Here is a 20686-nt window from a genome sequence, read left to right on the forward strand (position 1 = left end):
CATACAGGCATGTTTTTTCAAAATCTACTCAATAAAAAATCGTGCTAATTTTTATTAGCACGATTTTTTAACTTATCCTTTTGTGAGATTTAACCTCATCCAACCCTCTCCTATAAGGAGAGGACTTTAAGGAGCTTACATCTCTACCATTTCCACGCCATCAATACGGGCAACGGTCATCAAGTCCTTATCACCACGACCTGAAACCGTCGCAATAATAATTTGATCTTTATCCATGGTCGGTGCAAGTTTAGTGACATAAGCCATAGCATGTGCGCTTTCTAACGCCGGAATAATGCCTTCAATCTTGGTCAAGTCGCGGAAACCTTGTAAAGCTTCCTGATCATTGATCGGTACGTATTTAACACGGGCCATATCTTTCAGGAAGCTATGTTCCGGACCCACACCCGGATAATCCAGACCTGCAGAAATTGAATGGGTTTCGATGATCTGGCCTTGCGCATCCGACATCAGGTAAGTTCGGTTACCATGCAGGACACCGACATGACCGGCATTCAATGGCGCAGAGTGCTTGCCTGATTCAATCCCATGACCTGCTGCTTCAACACCATACATTTTCACGTCTTGGTCATTCAGGAATGGATAGAACAAGCCCATTGCATTAGATCCACCACCGACACATGCCACTAGGGCATCTGGTAAACGGCCAGCCTGTTCCAAAATTTGACGGCGTGCTTCACGACCGATGATCGACTGGAAATCACGAACCAGCTGCGGATATGGGTGTGGACCTGCCACGGTACCAATCACATAATAGGTTGAATCAACATTGGTCACCCAGTCACGCATGGCTTCGTTCATGGCATCTTTCAATGTTTTGGAGCCACTTTCTACCGGCACAACCGTCGCGCCTAATAAACGCATACGGTAGACGTTCATCGCCTGACGTTTTACATCGTCTGCGCCCATGAATACTACACATTCAAGACCTAAACGTGCTGCAATTGTTGCCGTTGCTACACCATGCTGGCCTGCACCTGTTTCGGCAATAATACGTTTCTTGCCGGAAAGCTTCGCCAGTAAGGCCTGACCGATTGTGTTATTTACTTTGTGCGAACCGGTATGGTTCAGGTCTTCACGTTTCAGGTAAATCTGTGCGCCACCCAACTCTTTCGACCATCGTTCAGCATGATATAAAGGACTCGGACGACCGACGTAAAACGCCATGTCACGGTCAAATTCTGCCAAAAACTGCGCATCATCTTTCATACGGAAATAGAGCTTTTCCAAGTCTTCTAAAGCCGCCATGAGTGTTTCTGACACAAAACGTCCGCCATGAATACCGAAATGCCCGCGTTCATCCGGGAATTGGGTATAGTCAACTGCCTGACTGTTCTGGCTAGTACTTTGCTGATCCACGATGGACTCCTTGCATAAAGCGTTCTATGAGTTGTTGGTCTTTAATACCTTTTGCGGACTCGACACCGCCACTCACATCGACGGCATACGCCTGTGTGGTGAGAATTGCCTGTTCAATATTGTCAGGATTTAAACCGCCTGCCAAGATCAAGGGAATATTGAGTTTGGGAAATGTGTCCCAATCGAAGCTGTGCCCTGTGCCACCTTTCAGATCAGGATGCCATGCATCTAATAGCACTGCGCTTGCGCCTGCATCTTGATAACCTTGAATTTCTGCGACTGCATCCAGATCAGGTTTTACCTGAATGGCTTTATACCAACGGCGTCCGACCTGCTGGGCGATAGCCTGACACTGTTCAGGTGTTTCATCGCCATGAAATTGTAAAATATCCAGCGGTATTTTATTTAAAATCGCCTGGATTTCATCTGCGTGACTATTCACAAATAAACCCACCGCCTGTACATAAGCTGGAACCGACTGAATCAGGATTTCAGCCTGCTCTAAAGTGACATGCCGCGGACTCGGTGGATAAAATACAAATCCTATCGCGTCACAGCCAGCATTGGCTACGGCATGTACATCTTCAACTCGGGTGATTCCACAAATTTTGGCACGGGTTCGCATATTATGTTGGCTCTAGATCTACCAATGTATTGAACAATCTGTAAGATTGGGGCAAATCATTGTAATGCAATTTTTCTGACTTGCGTAAAAGTTCATCCGGATTATTCTCGATGCAGATTGTTTATAAGGCATACAAACTTTATACTGCGCTCACTTTGCAGCAAGTCCAAGCCTTCAGGCTTTAGGGAAGCTGGTGTAAATCCAGCACTGCCCCCGCAACGGTAAAAAATGAAACGTCTATCAATTTAAACTCTTCGGTTTACACCACTGCATCTTGATGTGGGAAGGTGGATATACAGCAAAGTCGCTGCTTTGCACATTTAAGTCCGGAAACCTGCTTGTTGTGTTCTATAACTCAATCATTCACGGGGAAGTGAATGTAGGGAGCTTTAACATGTCACTTCATTGTCAACCTACTGCCTTGGTAGGTGCGATCGCACTTGCGTTGGGTACCACCTCATCTGTTTTTGCTAACGAGCAAAAAGTTGCGAAAGCATCTTTAGATACCATTGTGGTCACGGCAACTCGCTCTGCAGAAAACATTGAAAATGTACCAGCGCGTATTTCGATTATTGAACCTGTAATTCTTGAGCAATCACCTCTTAAAGCACTACCAGATTTACTCAAAACAGACCCAAGTATTAATGTCGTGCAATCGGGTGGTTATGGCCAGCAAACTTCTATTTTTTTACGCGGTACCAATTCCAATCAAGTTTTAGTACTACGTGATGGTGTTCGTTTAAATACAGCCACCACAGGTGCAGCGTCTATTCCTTTTTTAGACACCACTGATCTTAAACAGATTGAAGTATTAAAAGGCCCTGCGTCTGTGCTTTATGGTACAGACGCAATTGGTGGTGTAGTGCAGTTTGTAACAAAAACGCCTGAAAAAACGAGTGCCTTTGTAACAGGTGAAATTGGTGAGAATCAAACCTACAAATCAATTATTGGGGCTGACTTGGCAGAAAATGGGGTGTATGCGCAGATTCGCGGTCAAGTTTTAGAAACTGACGGCACACCTGTATTCAATATCAATGACAACCGTGACTACAGTTATGATCAAAAAGGCTATAGTGCAAAATTCGGTATTGAAAAAGAGCGTTATGCAACATCACTCGATTACAGTCAAAATTCAGGAAATGTCCAATACAGTAATTGGGGTGCATTTTCCAGCCAAGATTTTGAAAATAAAATTGTAAACTTAAAAGGTCGTATTAACCCAACACAAGCCACTGAAATTAATGCACGTCTATCTCAGTTTAAAGATGACTTAGATCAGGTCACATCAAGCAGCTTTGTACATAGCACCACGCAAGAAGCAGAAATCTATGGCAAATGGAATTTCACAGCAGCACAAAATGTTTTACTGGGCATTACCCAGCGTAATACCGATGCAAAAACCCAGGCTATTGATGAAGATATTAATTCAACAGGCTACTATATTCAGCATCAGTATCAGACAAATAGCTTAAGCACTCAGATGGGTGTGCGTGTCGAAGATAACGAAAAATTTGGCTCACATACCGTTGCACAAGGTGGTATCCGTTATCAACTGCTCCCTAATACCAGCATTTATACCAATATTGGTTCAGCATTTAAGGCACCGACTTTAAATGATATGTATGCTTTTGGCGGCAATGATCAACTGAAGCCTGAAGAAAGCATTTCGTATGAAATGGGGATAGATCAAAAAATTCCATTAAATATTTTAGTAGGTGCTTCCGCTTTCTATACGGAAGTCGATAATTTAATTAATTCGGAATGTATTATTGATTGTGGAGAAGAGTGGCTTCCAACTACTGTTTACCAAAACCAAAACATTGATGAAGCCAAGATGACTGGCGGCGAATTGACGGCACAATGGGCAAAAGATCAGTTCTTTATTAATGCCGGTTACACTTATGTCAAAACTGAAGATACGAAACAGAATTCAGAGCTATTACGTCGCCCTCGTCAGTCATTCACTGTATCGACAGGTCTACAAAATGCCGATTACGGTTTAAGTGCTGCACTGGTAGCAAAATCGAAAGCGAAGGACTTTAGTCGTGATATTCCAGGTTATGCACGTGTTGACTTAAATGCATATTGGAATATTAATCCAACAGTTAAACTGTTTACTAACATTGAAAATGTCGGTGATGTGAAATACAAAACTGTGCATAGCGCTGGCGACCAGTACTATGTGAACGGTGGCCGTCTCGCTTCTGCAGGCATCACCTTTAAATACTAAGCTCTAAACAGCAAAAAACTTTAAAACAGCGCAGTTTATGGATAATGTTATGACCGACAGTATCCTTTTTTATTATCTTCATTAAAAATTCAAGGAACACATATGGGCCACCGTTTAAGCAAAATCTACACCCGCACAGGCGATTCAGGTACCACAGGACTCGGTGATGGCTCACGTGTTGCCAAAGATGATTTGCGTATCACAGCACTCGGTGATGTCGACGAACTAAATGCCGTGATTGGCGTATTACGTGCACAAATTTCAGCAAGTAACATTGAAGATCAAGCCGCTTGGGATAAATCTTTAAGCCTGATCCAGCACTGGTTATTTGATCTAGGCGGTGAAGTCTGTATTCCGGGTTTTAATCTAGTGCAACCGGTATCGATTGAGTTTCTGGAAAATGATATCGACCGCATGAATGAAGCTTTGCCGATGCTCAAAGACTTTATTCTGCCTGCTGGAACGTTGGTGTGCAGCTTTGCCCATCAGGCCCGCGCTGTTTGTCGTCGTGCAGAACGCAGCGTGATGTCGGTACATCACCGTGACCAAAACATTCAGGCAGCGTCACTGCAACTACTTAACCGTTTATCGGACTGGTTATTTGTCGCATCACGCATCCTGCAACGTGCTGAGGGCGGCTCCGAAATACTATGGCAAAAAAATATCAATGACAGCATCGAAAAGTAAAATTATGTTTCAAGTTAGCATCTAAAAATACACGTCAGATGTCTCTTGATTTTACAGAGCATCTGACGAAAATAGAATGTGTCATCCTTCTGTCACGTAGCCCTCGCAAAATGAACTTAACTTTCCCACTCATGAGCATCTTATGCGCATAATTGGTCATCGTGGTGCACGTGGCGAAGCCCCTGAAAATACCTTGGGCGGTTTTCAATATATTCAGGAGATCGGCATTCGCGCCGTTGAGTTTGATGTCCGTCAACTCAAAGACAATGCCTTAATCATCATGCATGATGATGACTTTGTGCGTACCACCGGTTTGCAGAAGCATCTATACGAGTGTAACCGTCAAGATCTTACCCAATATAATCACGCAGTGGCCTGGTCAGAATGGAATAAAATCGAAGCAACCCCACTGCTCGATCAAACCTTAAATGTCATTCGAAATTTCGAGCATATTGAAGTCGAAATTAAAAGCGTAACATCTGAAGCAGCAGCTGAGAAAATCGCGTTTGAAGTCGAACAGCAATTACAAGGCTATGAGCAGGCAGCCATTATTACCAGCTTTGATGCCAAAATTCTGGATGCATTTAAACGGCAAAACTCACGTTTAAAACGTGGTTTATTGATTGAGACCGATGTCAAACATCAAGCTATTGATCAGGCGCTGGAACTGGGATGCTGTCATATTGGCTGGATGGATGAACTGGCCAGTAAAGACCTGATTCAAGCCACGCAGGCTGCCGAGTTGAATATCAGTGTCTGGACAGTGAATGATGTGACCCGAGCTAAACAGCTGCGAGACTGGGGCATTCAGGGGCTGATTACCGATTATCCAAAATTGATGCTGCAACAACTCTGAACAATTTCTCTTAAAATAATCTCTCTTAGCCTTAATTGATCTAGGTATTTCTTGATCCAGTTCATTTCGACAATACAATAAGGAAAGCGTGAATCTTCCTTAATCCGATTTTATTTGAAAGTGAGCTTAAGTTGCCCAACACGTATATTCTGCAAATTCTCTAATAATATTGTAGAAATTATGAACAATGATTTTCCTCCGATTCATTCGGTTTCAATTTTCTGAAAGAGTGATAATCCTCAGTCACTTAGTCGGAAATCAGAGCCTGTCTACGCTCGCAAAATGGTCACTTCTGCCCTACTTATTCTGTTACCGACAAGTACAATACAACCGTACAATAATGCTAGTGATGCCTTAGGGCACATGCTAATATGGACAAGATAGGCTGCTGTTAAAACCAACAGTAGTTTCTGCTTTTTGTTATACCTTCCGAGGTTCTAGGAGTGCTGTTGGAGATGAATGCTCCCTTACCCAAAGCCCCCATCAACTGGATTGCTGTGTTTGCATTGGTATTTTTACCGATCGTAGCCCTGATTGCGATTCCGTTGTATGCGTATCACCATGATTTTAGCGCTGCCGCTTGGATCAGTATGTTTGTTTTACTGGGCGTAAGCAGCCTCGGCATTACAGCAGGATACCATCGCCTGTGGGCACATCGTGCTTATGAAGCCACTTTACCATTAAAAATCATCTTGATGATTATGGGTACATTTGCTGTACAGAACAGTATTTTATTCTGGGCATCTGGTCACCGTACCCATCACCGTCATGTCGATGATGTTGATCAAGACCCGTACTCGATCAATAAAGGCTTCTGGTATGCACACATTGGCTGGATGTTACGTGATTATCCATCTGGTGCTGCCAACTATAAAAATGCGCCAGATCTGTTAAAAGACAAAGTGGTAATGTTTCAGGACAAATACTACGTTCCTTTAGTGATTGCTGTTCATGCTGCGATTTTACTTCCAATCGGCTGGGCAGTCGGCGATGTCTGGGGCGTGTTGCTATTGGGTGGATTAATGCGTTTAATCCTGAGCCATCATGTGACCTTCTTCATTAACTCACTGTGCCACATGTGGGGAAATCGTCCTTATACCGACGAAAATACTGCACGTGACAACTTCGTACTCGCGGTTGCAACTTGGGGTGAGGGTTATCATAACTATCACCATATTTTCCAATACGATTACCGTAACGGCGTGAAATGGTGGCAGTACGATCCAACTAAATGGTTGATCTGGACTTGTTCTAAACTTGGTTTAGCTAAAAACTTGCGCCGCATTCCTAGCTTTAATATCAAAAAAGCGGAATTGGCAATGAAGTTTAAATATGCTGAACAGGATCTTGCGGTATATGGCCATGATGTTTCTGAAGATATCTCGGCGGTAAAAACCAAGATCGCACAGGAATATGATGCATTTACCCAAACTTTAAATGACTGGGCGAAGCTGAAAGAACAGGAAATTCAGGTCAAGAAAGCATCGATGGCTGAAAAAATCCATCAGATGGATGACAAGCTGAAAGTTGAATTCCAGCTGGTTGAACAGCGTCTTTCCCATCATCGTCAAACCTTGAATCTACTGGTTCGTAATCTGAAAAAATCTGCAGTTTCTCAATAAAAGCTGTTGAACACTAAAGCCCCGATTGGGGCTTTTTTTATGTCCGAAAGATAACGTGAACTCTCGCTTATACAACAGTTTTATACAGCTATCTTTGTTATAGTTCATGTATTCCAATCCTGTACTGATGCTATGTATTTTAACTCTCGCTATCAAACACTACCTGCTCGCCTCTATCATCATCAAGTTCCGCTGCCGTTAAAAGGTGCAAAAGCCGGGCACTTCAATGCCGCTTTGGCAGAACAACTACAATGGTCGGATGAAGACAAGGCGCAATGGGTCGAGATTTGTAGCGGTCAGAAAGTCTTCGTTGAGTTTGAACCTTTGGCTATGGTCTATGCAGGTCATCAGTTTGGGCAATGGGCAGGACAGTTGGGAGATGGTCGCGGGCTGCTGATTGCGCAAATTCTGGATAAAAATAATCAGACCATTGATCTACATTTAAAAGGTGCTGGGTCTACGCCTTATTCCCGTATGGGCGATGGTCGTGCCGTGCTGCGGTCAGTCATTCGTGAGTATCTGGCGGGTCATGCCTTAAATGCTTTGGGTGTGGCATCCAGTAATGCAGTCGGTTTTACTTCATCAATGCAAGGTATTCAACGCGAGAAGCTTGAGCCGGGCGCGATGATGTTGCGTACTTCGGACTGTCATATCCGTTTCGGGCATTTTGAATGGATCAATCAATATCAGCCAGATCTGCTAGCTGAATTTACTCAGAAATGTATCGAATGGCATTATCCGGAATGCCTGCAAGCCGAACAGCCGATTCTGAGCTTTGCCACAAAAGTTATTCAGCGCACTGCCGTCATGATTGCCAAATGGCAACTGGTCGGTTTTGCACATGGCGTGATGAATACCGACAACCTGAATATTACCGGTTCAACTTTGGACTTTGGTCCTTATGGCTTTATGGAGCGCTTCCGTCCGAACTGGATCAATAACCACTCGGATTATCAAGGGCGTTATACCTATCAGCAGCAGCCAAGTATTGGGCATTGGAATTTGTGGCAATGGTTAAACAATCTGGTCCCGCTCTGCCCTACAGATTATGACAAAGAACAATGGAAACAGGATTTAGCTGCATGTCTGGAGCATTATGAGCCAACATTCTTGGAACATTATAAACATGGTTTAAACCAGAAAATGGGCTTGCCAAGTTTCCATAAAGACAGTTTTGATTGTGCGATGGTATTTCTACGCATTTTGCAAAGCGAGCAACTGGACTACACCCAGAGTTTTATCCGTCTGCAAAATAAAGACTATGAAGCCATTAAAGATGATTGTCTGGATCGTCGTCAGTTTGAAGCATTTTTGACGCAATATGAAAGCATTCGAGAACAACAGGATATTGAAGAGTTAGATGCCGCCATGCACTTGATCAATCCACATTATATTATACGTAATCATATGGCACAGAAAGCCATTGAACTGGCAGAGCGGGATGATTTTTCTGAAGTAGGTCGTCTGTTTAAATTACTCAGTCAGCCTTATCTAAAACAGCCAGATTTGGAACAGCCTGAAGATTTAGCACCATTACCAAGTGATGTGCCTGAAGTCATGGTGAGTTGTTCGTCTTAATAAATAGACTCAAAAAACATGCAAAAAATTGATCAAACTAAATTGACACATGAAATTATTGAAACAGCATATAAGCTGCTTACTCACAAACTCGCATTTGGAGGATTAATTACACATAACGAAAGTGCTTTCCAATTAGAATTAGGACATATTTTAAAAACACTTGGGCAGTTGTATGAGTTTAGGTTAAGCGACAAATTCCATTTAGAGTTTGAAACATTTTTACCTTTAAAAACAACGAGTATTAAGAGTCAATCTGAGCGAGCAAGAATTGATATTTTAATTCGTTATCAAGATGGTGATCATCAAACTTGTGCTGCTATAGAACTAAAATTCTTTAAGAAAAGTAACCATCGGGAACCTAACAACCGTTACGATGTCTTTAAAGATCTTTCAAATTTAGAACTTTACAAGAGAAATGGAATCGACATTTGTTATTTCATTCTCGCAACTGATCATGCCCACTATTGCAACCAAATAAAATATTCGGATGATACCCGTGATTTTGATTTCAGGCATAAAAGTACGTACAAAGAAGGAACGATATTAAGTTATAGAACTCCTAAGCCTTACGGAAACGATATTACACTCATGCAAGACTATGAGTTTTTATGGGACCAGATTAACGATTTATATTTTCTGAAAGTACAAGTTTAAATAAATGTGGATGGTTAATAATAACATCCACATTTATTTTTTAATCAATCTTCAGGATATTCAAAACGGTAACCGACCCCATACACCGCCTGAATCCACTCATGACGGTTACCGGTTTCAGCTGCATCTGAAATCTTACGGCGCAAATTCTTGATATGACTGTCAATAACACGGTCAGCCACATCAAAACTGTCCGGATTAATATGATCCAGCAATTGCGCACGTGAATATACCTGTCCGACATGTTCCAGGAATAACTCCAGTAAACGGAATTCGGTCGGCGTTAAATTCAAGGCTTTTTGTTGATACCAGATGCGCTGTTGTGATTTGTCCATGCGGAATAAATCATTGCTTTCCGGTTCTGATTTACGATCCAGACGACGTAACACAGCCTGTACGCGCGCGACCAGCTCCTTCGGACTAAACGGTTTACAGAGATAATCATCTGCACCCATATTCAGACCCAGTACACGGTCGATTTCTTCAGTACGTGCGGTTACCATGATAATTGGCAAATCTGACTGTTCACGTACCTTACGGCAAATGGTCAGGCCGTCCATACGCGGCACCATCAAGTCCAGAATCATCAGACTCGGTTTACGCTGGGTAAAACTGTTATATGCTTCCTGCCCATCATGAAACATACTGACCTCAAAACCAGCAGCTTCCAGATAGTCTCGCACCAACTGTGCAAGTTCGATTTCATCTTCAACCAGCATGACATGTTTCATCAATCTATTCCCTTCATGGTTTCATTTGTTTAGGAAAGCTCAGCTTGCATCGTAAACCACCCAGTGGTGAATGTGCAAAGCTTAAGCTGCCGCCCAGCGCCTGCGTAATTTTACATGATAATGCCAAACCCAGTCCGGTTCCGCCAGTCGCCCGGGTACGAGAATCATCGACACGGTAGAAACGCTCACCAATACGCGCCAGTTGTTCATCAGTCAGACCAAACGGACTATCATCGATATATAAGGTCCATTCTTTATCATCTTGTGTCGTATGAATATGCACTTGCCCGCCTGCTTCAGTATAGCGAATACTGTTACTCAGCAAGTTCGCCACAATCTGTTTAAAACGATCCAGATCCAGATTTAACTCAGTCCCCTCACCGTCTGCATTGACCGTCAATTCAGCCTGCTCAAAATTCGGCTGGAAGTTGATGAGTTCCTGCTGCACCACCTCCCACGGATTCACCGTCGAAAAATAGAATTGTAATTGCTGGGCATCGACCTGTGCCAGCGCGGCCAGATCTTGGGTCAGTTTTTTCAGGCTGTTCACCTGAGCCAGCATGGAAGAAAAATGTTCAGGTGTTGGTTTACGAATCCCATCCTGCATCGCTTCAATCTGTGCTTGCAACACTGCCAATGGGGTTTTTAACTCATGCGAAGTATCTGCCACCCACTGACGGCGTGAGGTTTCATGCTGATCCAGAATCACCGCCAATGCATTTAATTCATTGGATAAATCACCTAATTCATCATTCCGGTTCACTTTAACCTGATATTGATAATTTCCTTGGGTCAAGGCACGTGTGCCATTGAGCAGCCGTTGAATCGGCTTTTTGAAATAAGTCGCCAATAACAGGGACGCAATCAGACTCGCCAAAATACTGAGTGCATAAACCAGAAATAAATAACGCTTCTGGTTACTAAAGAAATTGATACTTAAGGCATCATCCTGATCCAGAACCGGTTTTAAGCCCAAATAGCCGACAATCTGATTATTCACCATAATCGGGCGATAAGAAATCTGTTCATCTGAAGCCTCACCCACTACGAAACGACGCTTGGCATCATACAGAGAAAGACGTGAACTGAGGCCAAGACGGTCCGGCATCTGAATAAACTGTTTTTTACCAGTCGGTTGCTGGGCTGGCTGCTCACCATTTTTGCGATCAGTTCTAAACAGATTTTGATTAGAACTGAGCGGGAATTTCAAGCCTTCAAAAGGCTGAAACTGGGAAGGCAAATTAGATGCTAGTAAACGTAATTCTTCTTCATTGACCTGACGTTGTGGCAGCTCTGGATCCACCATACTCGGTGCCACTTGAGCCAAGGTCTGTTCCTGAAAATAACGCTGCTGCAAGGCAATATCATACTGGCGGCGTAACCACCAGCGTGATAATCGGTCATAATCATCTGGTGCGGCTTCACCTTCCATCTGGAGAATCTGTGCCTGAATCGCGTTGCCCCAGTCCTGATAGACTGCATAGACATCTGCCAGATTTTCAATCACATAATCCAGCTTCTGCATTTCGACATCAGCGACATAACGGGCGAAATTACGCTGCATATTCAGATGCAATACACCCAGACTTACCGTGGTAATGACCAGCGTGGTCAACAGCACGGTCAAAAATAGACGTAATGCAATGGGAATGCGGCGAATGTTCAAAATAGAAATCTCAATTTTTCTTCTATATTCATTATTGTAGCGAACACCGCAGCAAAAAACTCTTCATTGTTTCTTCATCTTTATTGTTTAATCTTTATCTGACATAGAATCAGCTTCTTGACGGGGATAAATACAATGCAAACCATGACAAAAATAGCTTTAATCAGTGCAAGTGTTTTATCAATGGGTGCGTTGACTGCCTGTCAATCCACCAGTAATGTCCCAAACAATGATCACCCCCATATGATGAAACATCATGAAGGCAAAAAACAGCATCTAACTCCCGAACAGCGTGAACAGTTTAAGGCAAAGCGTGCAGAACGCATGCAGTTTGCCAAACAGCTTCAACAGGCCTGCGACAATAAAGCTGTGGGCTCGGCTGTTCAAATCAAGACTGGTGACAAGACCATAGACGGCACCTGCAAGATGGTCTTTAAAGCAGATCGTAAAGAGATGAAAAGCCATCGCGACATGAAAGCTGAGCATCGTCCAATGCGTGCTGATATGCGTAGAGGCATGATGCACGGTGAAGTCTTGACGGATGCCAAACGTGCAGAATTGACTAAACAGTTTGATCAGCGCCTCGCTCAACATCAGGCACATCAACGAGCCATGCTGCAAGCCTGTCAAGGCAAAAAAGACGGGACTGCTGCACAGATCAAGATGAGCGAACAAACTATCAATGGCAAATGTCATGTCCGTTTCCAGCCCACAGCCTCTACCTATTAATGCATAGGAATCAAGGCTTCACGACTAGCACCTTCGGGTGCTTTTTTATTGCGTGCTCTTTCATGCATACAGTTGACTATTCGTTTCCTGCAGAATATGGCTAAAGTCTTTATACTCAAGACCTTTAATGCGTCATGCAGATTAATCTTTGACTTTACAGTCACCAAGAAAACACCCCGAAAAGCTTGTACCGCAGGGGAAGTTGTTGCACGATTAGATCATTCCAAACCGTGTCAGTGAAGACAGGTTTTAGTTCATCTAAGATTATAACGCTGGTTCAACCAGTATTGAGGAAACCGATATGCCACAATACAAAGCGCCTTTACGTGATATGCAATTTGTGTTGCATGAATTATTAAATGCTGAACAACACTATGCAAATCTCCCTGCATTCCAAGAAAACGTAAGCCGTGAGCTGGTAGATCAGTACTTAGAAGCTGCGGCCGACTTCTGTGAAAACGAATTGTCTCCGATCAACCAGACCGGTGACCGTGAAGGCTGTACCTGGAATGACGGCGTTGTTACGACTCCGACTGGCTTTAAAGAAGCGTACCAAAAATACATCGAGCTTGGCTTCCCTTCTCTTTCTGCTGAAGAACAATACGGCGGTCAAGGCTTACCGAACTCTTTAGGTATCGCGATTTCTGAAATGGTGGGTACTGCGAACTGGGCATGGGGCATGTACCCTGGCCTGTCTCACGGTGCGGTTCGTACTTTAGAACATCATGGTTCAGCTGAACAAAAAGACGCTTACCTGCCTAAACTGGTTTCAGGTGAATGGACGGGTACCATGTGCTTAACTGAATCTCATGCGGGTTCTGACTTGGGTATTATCCGTACTAAAGCTGAACCACAAGCGGACGGTAGCTACGCAATCTCTGGCGAGAAGATCTTTATCTCTGCTGGTGAACACGACATGGCAGAGAACATTATCCATATCGTACTTGCTCGTCTGCCAGGTGCACCGAAAGGTACCAAAGGTATCTCATTATTCATCGTGCCAAAATTCAACCTGAATGCTGACGGTTCTATTGGCGAGCGTAACGGCGTACGTTGTGGTTCGATCGAACACAAGATGGGTATCCATGGTAACGCGACTTGTGTCATCAACTTTGACAATGCTAAAGGCTTCCTGATTGGACCTGAAAACCGCGGCTTGAACTGCATGTTCACGTTCATGAACACAGCACGTATCGGTACAGCAGTTCAAGGTCTTGCAGCATCTGAAGGTTCATTCCAAGGCGCGCTTGCATACGCAAAAGATCGTCTGGCAATGCGCTCTCTTTCTGGTCCTAAAGCACCTGAAAAAGAAGCAGATCCAATCATTGTGCATCCTGCGGTACGTAACATGCTTTTAACTCAAAAAGCATATGCAGAAGGTGGTCGTGCACTGGTTTACCTATTAGCACAATATGCTGACGTGGTTGAACATGCTGCAGAAGAAGCAGACCGTAAATTTGCAGACAACATCCTGTCATTGCTAACACCAATCGCAAAAGCATTCCTGACTGAAACCGGTTCTGAAGCTGCGAAACACGGTGTTCAGGTATTCGGTGGTCATGGCTTTATTTCTGAGCACGGTATGGAGCAGATCGTACGTGATACACGTATTGCTTGCCTGTACGAAGGTACCACTGAAATTCAGGCACTAGACTTGTTAGGCCGTAAAGTATTGGGTACGCAAGGTGCAATGTTGAAAGACTTCACCAAGATCATCCATAAATTTGCTGAAGCGCACAAAGACAATGCTGCAATGAAAGAATTCGTTGAACCATTGGCTGCCTTGAACAAAGAATGGGGCGATCTGACCATGCAGATTGGTATGCGCGCGATGCAAAACCCTGAAGAAGTGGGTGCGGCTGCAGTCGATTACCTCTACTTCTCTGGTTATGTCACTCTAGCTTACCTATGGGCACGTATGGCATTGGTTGCTCAGGAGCAACTGGCTGCGGGCACCACTGAGGTTGATTTCTACAATGCCAAAGTGACGACAGCACGCTTCTACTTCAAGAAAATCCTGCCACGCGTTCGTTCACACGTTGAAGTGATTGCGACAGGTGTAGAGCCATTGATGAACCTGGATGCGGAACACTTTGCATTCTAAGTTAGTCTCAGACTAGCTACATTTCAGAAAAAGGACGGTCAATCAACAGGCAGTCCTTTTTCTTTATAAAGAGTTACAGAATTAACCTTTAGTCGTCTAACATTCAGATTTTGAGTGTTTTAGACTGATTAAAACTCATTTAATCAAACAATAAACAGGTGACACACCATGCCAATTTATAACGCGCCACTTGCCGATATGAAATTCATCCTGAACGATGTCTTCAATGCAGAACAATTCTGGCAGGCCAATGAAAATCTAGCGCATCTGGATGCTGCGACAGCAGAAGCGATTCTTGAAGAAATGGCAAAATTTTCTCAAAACGTCATGCTTCCTCTGAACCGTACCGGCGATGAAGAAGGCGCAAAAATTGAAAATGGTAATGTGACCACACCTGCTGGCTTTAAAGAAGCGTTCAAACAATATGCAGAAGGTGGCTGGATTGGTCTGGGCGCAGATATGGAATGGGGCGGCCAGGAAATGCCGAAAATGCTAACGGTACTTTCTGATGAAATGCTGTTTGCCACCAACCCGTCTTTCATGCTGTATCCATTGCTTTCTGTTGGTGCGGGCATGGCGCTGAACAGCTATGCTTCACAAGCACAAAAAGAAACCTATTTACCTAAAATTTATTCGGGTGAGTGGTCAGGCACCATGTGCTTAACCGAACCACATGCCGGTACTGATTTGGGTATTATCAAAACCAAAGCTGAACGTAACGAAGACGGCACTTATAGCATCAGCGGCACCAAGATTTTCATCACGGGTGGTGATCATGACCTGGCGGAAAATATTATTCACCTCGTTCTAGCGAAAACCCCAGATGCCCCTGCTGGCTCTCGTGGTATTTCTCTGTTCATCGTACCGAAATTCTTGGTCAATGAAGATGGTTCTATCGGCGAGCGTAATCCGGTCGGCCCAGGTTCAATCGAACACAAGATGGGGATCAAGGCATCTGCGACTTGTGTCATGAACTTTGACGGTGCCAAAGGTTACCTCGTTGGTAAAGAAAACGAAGGTCTCGCTGCGATGTTCGTGATGATGAACTACGAACGTCTGTCGATGGGTATTCAAGGCCTAGGTGCTTCTGAATTCGCTTATCAAAACGCTGCGCAATATGCCACAGACCGTTTACAGGGTCGTAGTGCGGCTGGCGTTCAGTCACCAAGCAAACCTGCGGATAGCATTCTGGTGCATGGTGATGTACGCCGTATGCTGCTGAATGTACGTGCCAATAACGAAGCTTCGCGTGCCTTTGCAGTTTATGTAGGTCAGCAACTGGATATCACCAAATTCTCTACTGATCCTGAAGCGGTGAAAAAAGCCAATGACCGCGTTGCGCTATTAACACCAATCGCGAAAGCGTATTTAACGGATACCGCATTCCAGGCGACCCTAGATGCACAAATGGTCTTCGGTGGTCATGGCTATATCCGTGAATGGGGCTTGGAGCAATGTATCCGTGACCTACGTATTTCCCAGATCTATGAAGGCACCAACGGTGTACAGTCACAAGACTTGATCGGCCGCAAAACCATTAAATGTGGCGGCGAATATATCTCTGAATATATCTCTGAAATCCGTGACTTTGCCAATAGTCTGGATGCGGATCTAAACTTTATTAAAGATGCCACACTGGATGCAGCAACTGAAGTTGAATCGGTGACTCAGTACATTCTGGAAGCAGCACGAGAAAGCCATGACTTCCCGAATGCAACCGCAGTTGACTATCTGCACGCTGTAGGTCTGTTGAGCTTCTCTTATATGTTCGCGCGCATTACCAATGCAGCGAAAAATAAAGACGGTGAGTTCTATCAAAATAAACTCGCTCTGGCACGTTATTTTGTACAACGCATTCTGCCTGAACTGGCATTACGCATTACTAAAGTGAAATCAGGTTCTGACGTCATCATGAACTTCTCTGAAGATTATTTCACGACTCAAGCTTAAGCTGAAAATCTGCAATAAAAAACGCCTGCATCAGCAGGCGTTTTTTTATGAAAATGCAACAATTAAACTTTTTGAATCAGTAAGTTATCCGGCTGATTATTGCTCTTCGGATTCAGATGTTTATTCACAATTTTGATATTCCCCTCTGACTCTAAAGACTCGCAGAGTTCCACCACCTTTTGCATATCTTCAGCCTTAATGCCTACGCCGAGGATTAATTTTTTTCCGGCTTCTAATTGGCTAATTTTTGTTTGAATTTTATCTAACACTTTTTTCTCCTATTTATTCAATGTTACCACCCATACAATATAGCAATTTAGTCTAAAAAAAGCGCAAAAGTTCAAATAATTTAATCTTTATTTTTCATTCAATCATTCTGTGCATGATCTTTGCACGTTATTCTGTAAATATCTTTATTTCACATGAAAAATCAGGAGGATAATATGTCTAAATCACGTCCGAAAATTGAAAAATTTGAAGCCCTCCTCGACCGTCTTGGTAATCTTGCTGTAGAAAGCTTTCATTATATTGCGCTGTTTATTATTGGCTGTATGGTGATCTGGTCTGCGGGCCATACCGTCATCGATATTCTGACTGTCAAACAGTTCGCCACCATTGATGATATTCTTTTACTGTTTATTTATCTGGAACTGGGTGCCATGGTCGGCATCTATTTTAAAACCAACCATATGCCAGTACGTTTCCTGATTTATATTGCGATTACTGCACTGACCCGTTTGCTGATTGCAGATATTCAACACACGCATAAAGCCAGTATGGATCTGGTGATTATTACTGGTTCGATTCTGATTTTGGCCTTTGCGATATTAGTAGTGCGCTATGCCTCATGGACCTATCCATCCGTGATTCGTGACAAACATAGTGAAAAGCCACTGCCACTCGGCAAAACACCGCGCCCAGAAGATGATGAATTGGCATAGTCTTTTAAGCCCTCTTTTTTTTCACTTCAGCTTAAAGTAATACTTAAGCCTCGTTTAGGGTTTTGGGAGATTTATCTCAAGCAATCTCTCCCTTGCGTAGCAGTGCTACTCATCTCCTCACAGGAGAGGGAACTATTTTGGTCTTTTTGAGTTATTGACGTTTATAACTGAATTATCCGTTCAGAGTTTAGAGCAGTTTAACGATTCGGCACCAGCACATAGCGTCCGTTTTCATAAATCCAGTAGCTGCCACGCGGTGGTGCTGGTAACCCTAAACGCTGCCAATCGGTAATTACCGTATATCTCGAACTTTCAATCCGGGCAACATTCGGATCACCATTGACCCAGCTATAACTATTCGAATTTTGATAAATAGTGGTCGGTGCCTGATACTGAATGTTTAATCCACTTTTACTCTGTGCAGGTGGATAGCCCCAATATGGTGGTCGTTGCGGGTAATGTGGTCTTGGTGGCAGCGGACGTTGCGGATAATGCTGCCGTGGAGGATCATAAGATCGTGGAGCGCTGCGATAATTCGGTGTGGATCGATCTACACCACCATAACCCACCCAAGCATTGCCAGCCATACTTTGTGCAGAAGCTCCTAATAGCAATGCAGCCAATATTGCACTCGATAGTACGATTCTCATTTGAGCTTCCTCCGAATAATCTGCTTATATTTTAAACAAAATAGATGCAGAAAATATGGATAAGCTCGCTGGAGCTGCAATTTTTTGTAATGCGCTCGCCTATTTTCAATCTGACAGGCACGTCGGCAAGCTACTGCTTTATGCTAAAATTACTTTTTTTAATGTTTCGAGTTGAATACTGTGTCTGATTTAAATTTCGATCGTTTACATGAATATTTTTCTAAAGTGCCGAGTGTTCAGAAAGAACGGATTGATAGCTATGGTTCAGATGGCAAACAGGCATGGTGGTTTAAGTTTCAGATCAATGTCGATCATCCGCTGGCTTGGCAAACTGTGCAAGAATTAGGTCATGTCCTGAATTATATTTCTAAAAATGAACGTCTCCCAACTCAGCTCCTTCCAGTTTCGCCACCGCCATATATGAATGGTGTAGCCAAAGATTTCCTGTCTTGGGTGATCCAGTGTAATCACGCAGATTTCCCACCCGATGTAGTTTGTGACTGGTTAGAAGCGCGTTTACCAAATCCGGTTGATGATGAAGCGCAATGGAAAATTAAAACCGATATTTCTGAGCTGGATGAATTAACGGATAAAGAGCTGGATCAGCTGGTTCCGCCGAATCCAGAATCAAAAAGCTGATAATAAAAAATCTCCCTAACTCCCTCTTTTTCAAAGAGGGACTTTCCTCCCTTTTTAAAAAGGGAGGTCAGGAGGGATTTAAAATTAAAACGTCGACCAGCCGCTCCATTCCATAAAACGATACAGCCAATATTTAAAGAACGAGTTTTCTGCATATTGAGTGTAATCTACGCTCATCGAACGGCCATTTAGATTTGACCATGCACCCTCAAAATATTGCTGGGCATCCCGGAAGACTTCAGCCTGAGGCTGACCCACCACGCGCATATTGGTTTCCAGATTATAGTTTTTCAAATTGCGCACTGTAAAATTGGCCGAGCCTAAAATCATTTCAGCTTGCTGAGCGCTGCGCTTTATCAGTATTTTGCTATGGCATTGCTCGCCTTGAGTACGACACCAGCGCACATCTATACCTGCCTCGTGCAATTCTGAAGCCACCTGCCGGTTTGGAATTCCATTCTTTTCACGGCCAAAGGCATCTTTATTTGGGTCAAGTAAAATCCGGACTTTGACACCGCGTTCATGGGCCGCGATCAGACTTTTAATAATTTTGCGCTCAGACAGATAAAACATTGCCAGATCAATCTGTTCACTGGCTTTCGCGGTCTGAATCAGATTCAGAATCGCATCATAAATGGCTTTTTCAGTCAGCACCTGAGCTTGTGGCTGGCTACTGTCTGCCTGAAAATCCCCAGCGACAATGGCTGGCATATTCGCTTGTGACATCATGCCCACAGACAGTTCTGTTTTCAAAATATCCACAGCTGTGCTCCCCCAGACCAATAAACCAATATTGGAATGCCGTGAACTGCCATCATGCGGATTCATGGATGTGACCAGTGCTTTCCAGCCTTGATCGGTATCCACCACCATAGTTTTGCGATGATTGGCTTTAAAGTTAAACAAATCAAAATAACTGCGCAGGGTAATTTTTTCTGTTCCAAATGGATTCGGCAACCAGCCTGTTTCCGGATTATTGCCAATGCCTTGGCAACAGATATACCAGAAGCCGGACCAGCTTGGATTGGAAGCCCGCAACGGCGTCAGATTGGTTTCGATCACATCAATACCGTGCTGACGTAATTCCCGATACTGCTCGGATCTAATTCCACCATAGACCGAATTGATCGGATCGGTAATAAATTTGATTTCTACCTCAGGCTGCAGCAGACGTTTACTGATTAAAGCATCGCTCAGTTGTTGACTCAATGCCTGATGCTGCTGCGTAGATGCACCGGTTTGCTGATTAAATAAAAACATATCCAGCACAATCAGCGATTTGGCCTCTTCAATCATTTTCAGCATTTCATTAAAAATGTGATGATCTAAATGCTGTTTTCCTTCGGCATCCAGATAAGTCTGATCGGCCAGAAACTTGACTTCGGCATGACGCAGTTTGCCCGTGTAATTCAGACCTTCCGGCAAAGGCTTATACGTGTGGTAGATTGCCGAAGCCAAATAACCCACAGCCAGCATACTAATGATCAAAGTCGCATAACGGCGATTCGACCAGTTCAATTTATTGTGAATTCGTTGAAAGATACGCATAAGAAAAAACCTAACCCAATATACTCAGGCTAGGTTTTATCTTATGATTTTTCAAGTAGATTTCAGTGAGATCTAGATGATTTGGTCGATTAT

Annotated in this window: 18 protein-coding genes and 1 riboswitch; of the genes, 11 read left to right on the forward strand and 7 right to left on the reverse strand. The window is 43.6% G+C overall.

The genetic code is table 11. The features are described from left to right. Window positions 1-135: 135 nt before the first annotated feature. Together trpB and ACTL4S_RS00190 are read right to left on the reverse strand one after the other, a co-directional pair. Entirely contained in the window at window positions 136-1380 is a 1245-nt protein-coding gene (gene trpB / locus ACTL4S_RS00185) for a tryptophan synthase subunit beta (protein WP_005261881.1), read from the reverse strand. Then, entirely contained in the window at window positions 1361-2005 is a 645-nt protein-coding gene (locus tag ACTL4S_RS00190) for a phosphoribosylanthranilate isomerase (RefSeq protein WP_005103301.1), read from the reverse strand. Before ACTL4S_RS00190 ends, trpB begins: the two co-directional genes overlap by 20 nt. 145 nt (window positions 2006-2150) lie before the next feature. Further along, window positions 2151-2361: riboswitch (cobalamin riboswitch) on the forward strand. A 38-nt stretch (window positions 2362-2399) separates the two neighbouring features. On the opposite strand from ACTL4S_RS00190, the gene ACTL4S_RS00195 reads away from it, so the two are divergent. The 6 genes from ACTL4S_RS00195 (at window position 2400) to ACTL4S_RS00220 (ending at window position 9635) form a co-directional block, all read left to right on the forward strand. Next, the gene (locus ACTL4S_RS00195) at window positions 2400-4235 is read left to right on the forward strand and encodes a TonB-dependent receptor plug domain-containing protein (protein WP_441298503.1); all 1836 of its coding nucleotides are present in this window, start codon (window positions 2400-2402) and stop codon (window positions 4233-4235) included. 102 nt (window positions 4236-4337) lie between these two features. Next, window positions 4338-4922, forward strand: a complete 585-nt coding sequence (locus ACTL4S_RS00200; RefSeq protein ID WP_441298504.1) for a cob(I)yrinic acid a,c-diamide adenosyltransferase — start codon at window positions 4338-4340, stop codon at window positions 4920-4922. A 142-nt stretch (window positions 4923-5064) separates the two neighbouring features. Then, the gene (locus tag ACTL4S_RS00205) at window positions 5065-5778 is read left to right on the forward strand and encodes a glycerophosphodiester phosphodiesterase (protein ID WP_441298505.1); all 714 of its coding nucleotides are present in this window, start codon (window positions 5065-5067) and stop codon (window positions 5776-5778) included. Between the two features lie 455 nt (window positions 5779-6233). Next, window positions 6234-7400 (forward strand): acyl-CoA desaturase, encoded by a 1167-nt coding sequence (locus tag ACTL4S_RS00210; protein ID WP_004647507.1) that lies wholly within the window; start codon window positions 6234-6236, stop codon window positions 7398-7400. 132 nt (window positions 7401-7532) lie between these two features. Further along, a complete protein-coding gene (locus tag ACTL4S_RS00215; protein ID WP_441298506.1) occupies window positions 7533-8978 on the forward strand; it encodes a protein adenylyltransferase SelO in 1446 nt (481 codons plus the stop codon). 18 nt (window positions 8979-8996) lie between these two features. Beyond that, window positions 8997-9635, forward strand: coding sequence for a hypothetical protein (locus ACTL4S_RS00220; protein ID WP_155861719.1), 639 nt, complete (start codon window positions 8997-8999; stop codon window positions 9633-9635). Between the two features lie 44 nt (window positions 9636-9679). Here ACTL4S_RS00220 and ACTL4S_RS00225 read toward each other — a convergent pair whose 3' ends face one another. Both ACTL4S_RS00225 and baeS read right to left on the reverse strand, forming a co-directional pair. Further along, window positions 9680-10366 carry a response regulator gene (locus tag ACTL4S_RS00225; RefSeq protein ID WP_004278304.1) on the reverse strand — a complete coding sequence of 229 codons (687 nt, stop codon included), beginning with the start codon at window positions 10364-10366 and terminating at the stop codon, window positions 9680-9682. A 13-nt stretch (window positions 10367-10379) separates the two neighbouring features. Then, window positions 10380-12032: a sensor histidine kinase efflux regulator BaeS gene (gene baeS / locus ACTL4S_RS00230; protein ID WP_441298507.1), complete on the reverse strand. Its 1653-nt coding sequence runs from the start codon at window positions 12030-12032 to the stop codon at window positions 10380-10382. A gap of 135 nt (window positions 12033-12167) precedes the next feature. Here baeS and ACTL4S_RS00235 point away from each other — a divergent pair, with 135 nt between their 5' ends. The 3 genes from ACTL4S_RS00235 to ACTL4S_RS00245 all read left to right on the forward strand — a co-directional run bounded on the left by ACTL4S_RS00235 (window position 12168) and on the right by ACTL4S_RS00245 (window position 16815). After that, window positions 12168-12761: a hypothetical protein gene (locus ACTL4S_RS00235; RefSeq protein ID WP_313565010.1), complete on the forward strand. Its 594-nt coding sequence runs from the start codon at window positions 12168-12170 to the stop codon at window positions 12759-12761. Window positions 12762-13062: 301 nt separating this feature from the next. Next, window positions 13063-14865 (forward strand): acyl-CoA dehydrogenase C-terminal domain-containing protein, encoded by a 1803-nt coding sequence (locus ACTL4S_RS00240; protein ID WP_004278309.1) that lies wholly within the window; start codon window positions 13063-13065, stop codon window positions 14863-14865. A gap of 168 nt (window positions 14866-15033) precedes the next feature. Then, window positions 15034-16815 carry an acyl-CoA dehydrogenase C-terminal domain-containing protein gene (locus tag ACTL4S_RS00245; protein WP_121980091.1) on the forward strand — a complete coding sequence of 594 codons (1782 nt, stop codon included), beginning with the start codon at window positions 15034-15036 and terminating at the stop codon, window positions 16813-16815. Window positions 16816-16877: 62 nt separating this feature from the next. Here the strand turns inward: ACTL4S_RS00245 and ACTL4S_RS00250 are convergent, their stop codons facing one another. Next, window positions 16878-17084 (reverse strand): hypothetical protein, encoded by a 207-nt coding sequence (locus tag ACTL4S_RS00250; protein ID WP_441298508.1) that lies wholly within the window; start codon window positions 17082-17084, stop codon window positions 16878-16880. 174 nt (window positions 17085-17258) lie between these two features. Here ACTL4S_RS00250 and ACTL4S_RS00255 point away from each other — a divergent pair, with 174 nt between their 5' ends. Next, complete coding sequence (locus ACTL4S_RS00255) at window positions 17259-17756, forward strand: phosphate-starvation-inducible protein PsiE (protein ID WP_004647497.1); 498 nt, start codon at window positions 17259-17261, stop codon at window positions 17754-17756. Window positions 17757-17953: 197 nt separating this feature from the next. Here the strand turns inward: ACTL4S_RS00255 and ACTL4S_RS00260 are convergent, their stop codons facing one another. Further along, window positions 17954-18406 carry an RcnB family protein gene (locus ACTL4S_RS00260; protein ID WP_441298509.1) on the reverse strand — a complete coding sequence of 151 codons (453 nt, stop codon included), beginning with the start codon at window positions 18404-18406 and terminating at the stop codon, window positions 17954-17956. A gap of 180 nt (window positions 18407-18586) precedes the next feature. On the opposite strand from ACTL4S_RS00260, the gene ACTL4S_RS00265 reads away from it, so the two are divergent. Continuing rightward, a complete protein-coding gene (locus ACTL4S_RS00265; RefSeq protein WP_441298510.1) occupies window positions 18587-19045 on the forward strand; it encodes a hypothetical protein in 459 nt (152 codons plus the stop codon). Window positions 19046-19129: 84 nt separating this feature from the next. Here ACTL4S_RS00265 and ACTL4S_RS00270 read toward each other — a convergent pair whose 3' ends face one another. Beyond that, the gene (locus ACTL4S_RS00270; protein WP_441298511.1) at window positions 19130-20593 is read right to left on the reverse strand and encodes a phospholipase D-like domain-containing protein; all 1464 of its coding nucleotides are present in this window, start codon (window positions 20591-20593) and stop codon (window positions 19130-19132) included. Window positions 20594-20686: the final 93 nt, after the last annotated feature.

This window comes from Acinetobacter lwoffii (assembly GCF_052078135.1).
Lineage (GTDB): Bacteria > Pseudomonadota > Gammaproteobacteria > Pseudomonadales > Moraxellaceae > Acinetobacter > Acinetobacter lwoffii_Z.

Bases quoted from the DNA above. Each gene is read 5' to 3' on its own strand.
- ACTL4S_RS00255 (WP_004647497.1), top strand. From the start codon at position 17,259: ATGTCTAAATCACGTCCGAAAATTGAAAAATTTGAAGCCCTCCTCGAC.
- ACTL4S_RS00195 (WP_441298503.1), top strand. From the start codon at position 2,400: ATGTCACTTCATTGTCAACCTACTGCCTTGGTAGGTGCGATCGCACTT.
- ACTL4S_RS00215 (WP_441298506.1), top strand. From the start codon at position 7,533: ATGTATTTTAACTCTCGCTATCAAACACTACCTGCTCGCCTCTATCAT.
- ACTL4S_RS00270 (WP_441298511.1), bottom strand. From the start codon at position 20,593: ATGCGTATCTTTCAACGAATTCACAATAAATTGAACTGGTCGAATCGC.
- ACTL4S_RS00245 (WP_121980091.1), top strand. From the start codon at position 15,034: ATGCCAATTTATAACGCGCCACTTGCCGATATGAAATTCATCCTGAAC.
- ACTL4S_RS00200 (WP_441298504.1), top strand. From the start codon at position 4,338: ATGGGCCACCGTTTAAGCAAAATCTACACCCGCACAGGCGATTCAGGT.
- ACTL4S_RS00240 (WP_004278309.1), top strand. From the start codon at position 13,063: ATGCCACAATACAAAGCGCCTTTACGTGATATGCAATTTGTGTTGCAT.
- ACTL4S_RS00260 (WP_441298509.1), bottom strand. From the start codon at position 18,406: ATGAGAATCGTACTATCGAGTGCAATATTGGCTGCATTGCTATTAGGA.
- ACTL4S_RS00205 (WP_441298505.1), top strand. From the start codon at position 5,065: ATGCGCATAATTGGTCATCGTGGTGCACGTGGCGAAGCCCCTGAAAAT.
- ACTL4S_RS00210 (WP_004647507.1), top strand. From the start codon at position 6,234: ATGAATGCTCCCTTACCCAAAGCCCCCATCAACTGGATTGCTGTGTTT.
- ACTL4S_RS00190 (WP_005103301.1), bottom strand. From the start codon at position 2,005: ATGCGAACCCGTGCCAAAATTTGTGGAATCACCCGAGTTGAAGATGTA.
- ACTL4S_RS00225 (WP_004278304.1), bottom strand. From the start codon at position 10,366: ATGAAACATGTCATGCTGGTTGAAGATGAAATCGAACTTGCACAGTTG.
- ACTL4S_RS00235 (WP_313565010.1), top strand. From the start codon at position 12,168: ATGCAAACCATGACAAAAATAGCTTTAATCAGTGCAAGTGTTTTATCA.
- ACTL4S_RS00220 (WP_155861719.1), top strand. From the start codon at position 8,997: ATGCAAAAAATTGATCAAACTAAATTGACACATGAAATTATTGAAACA.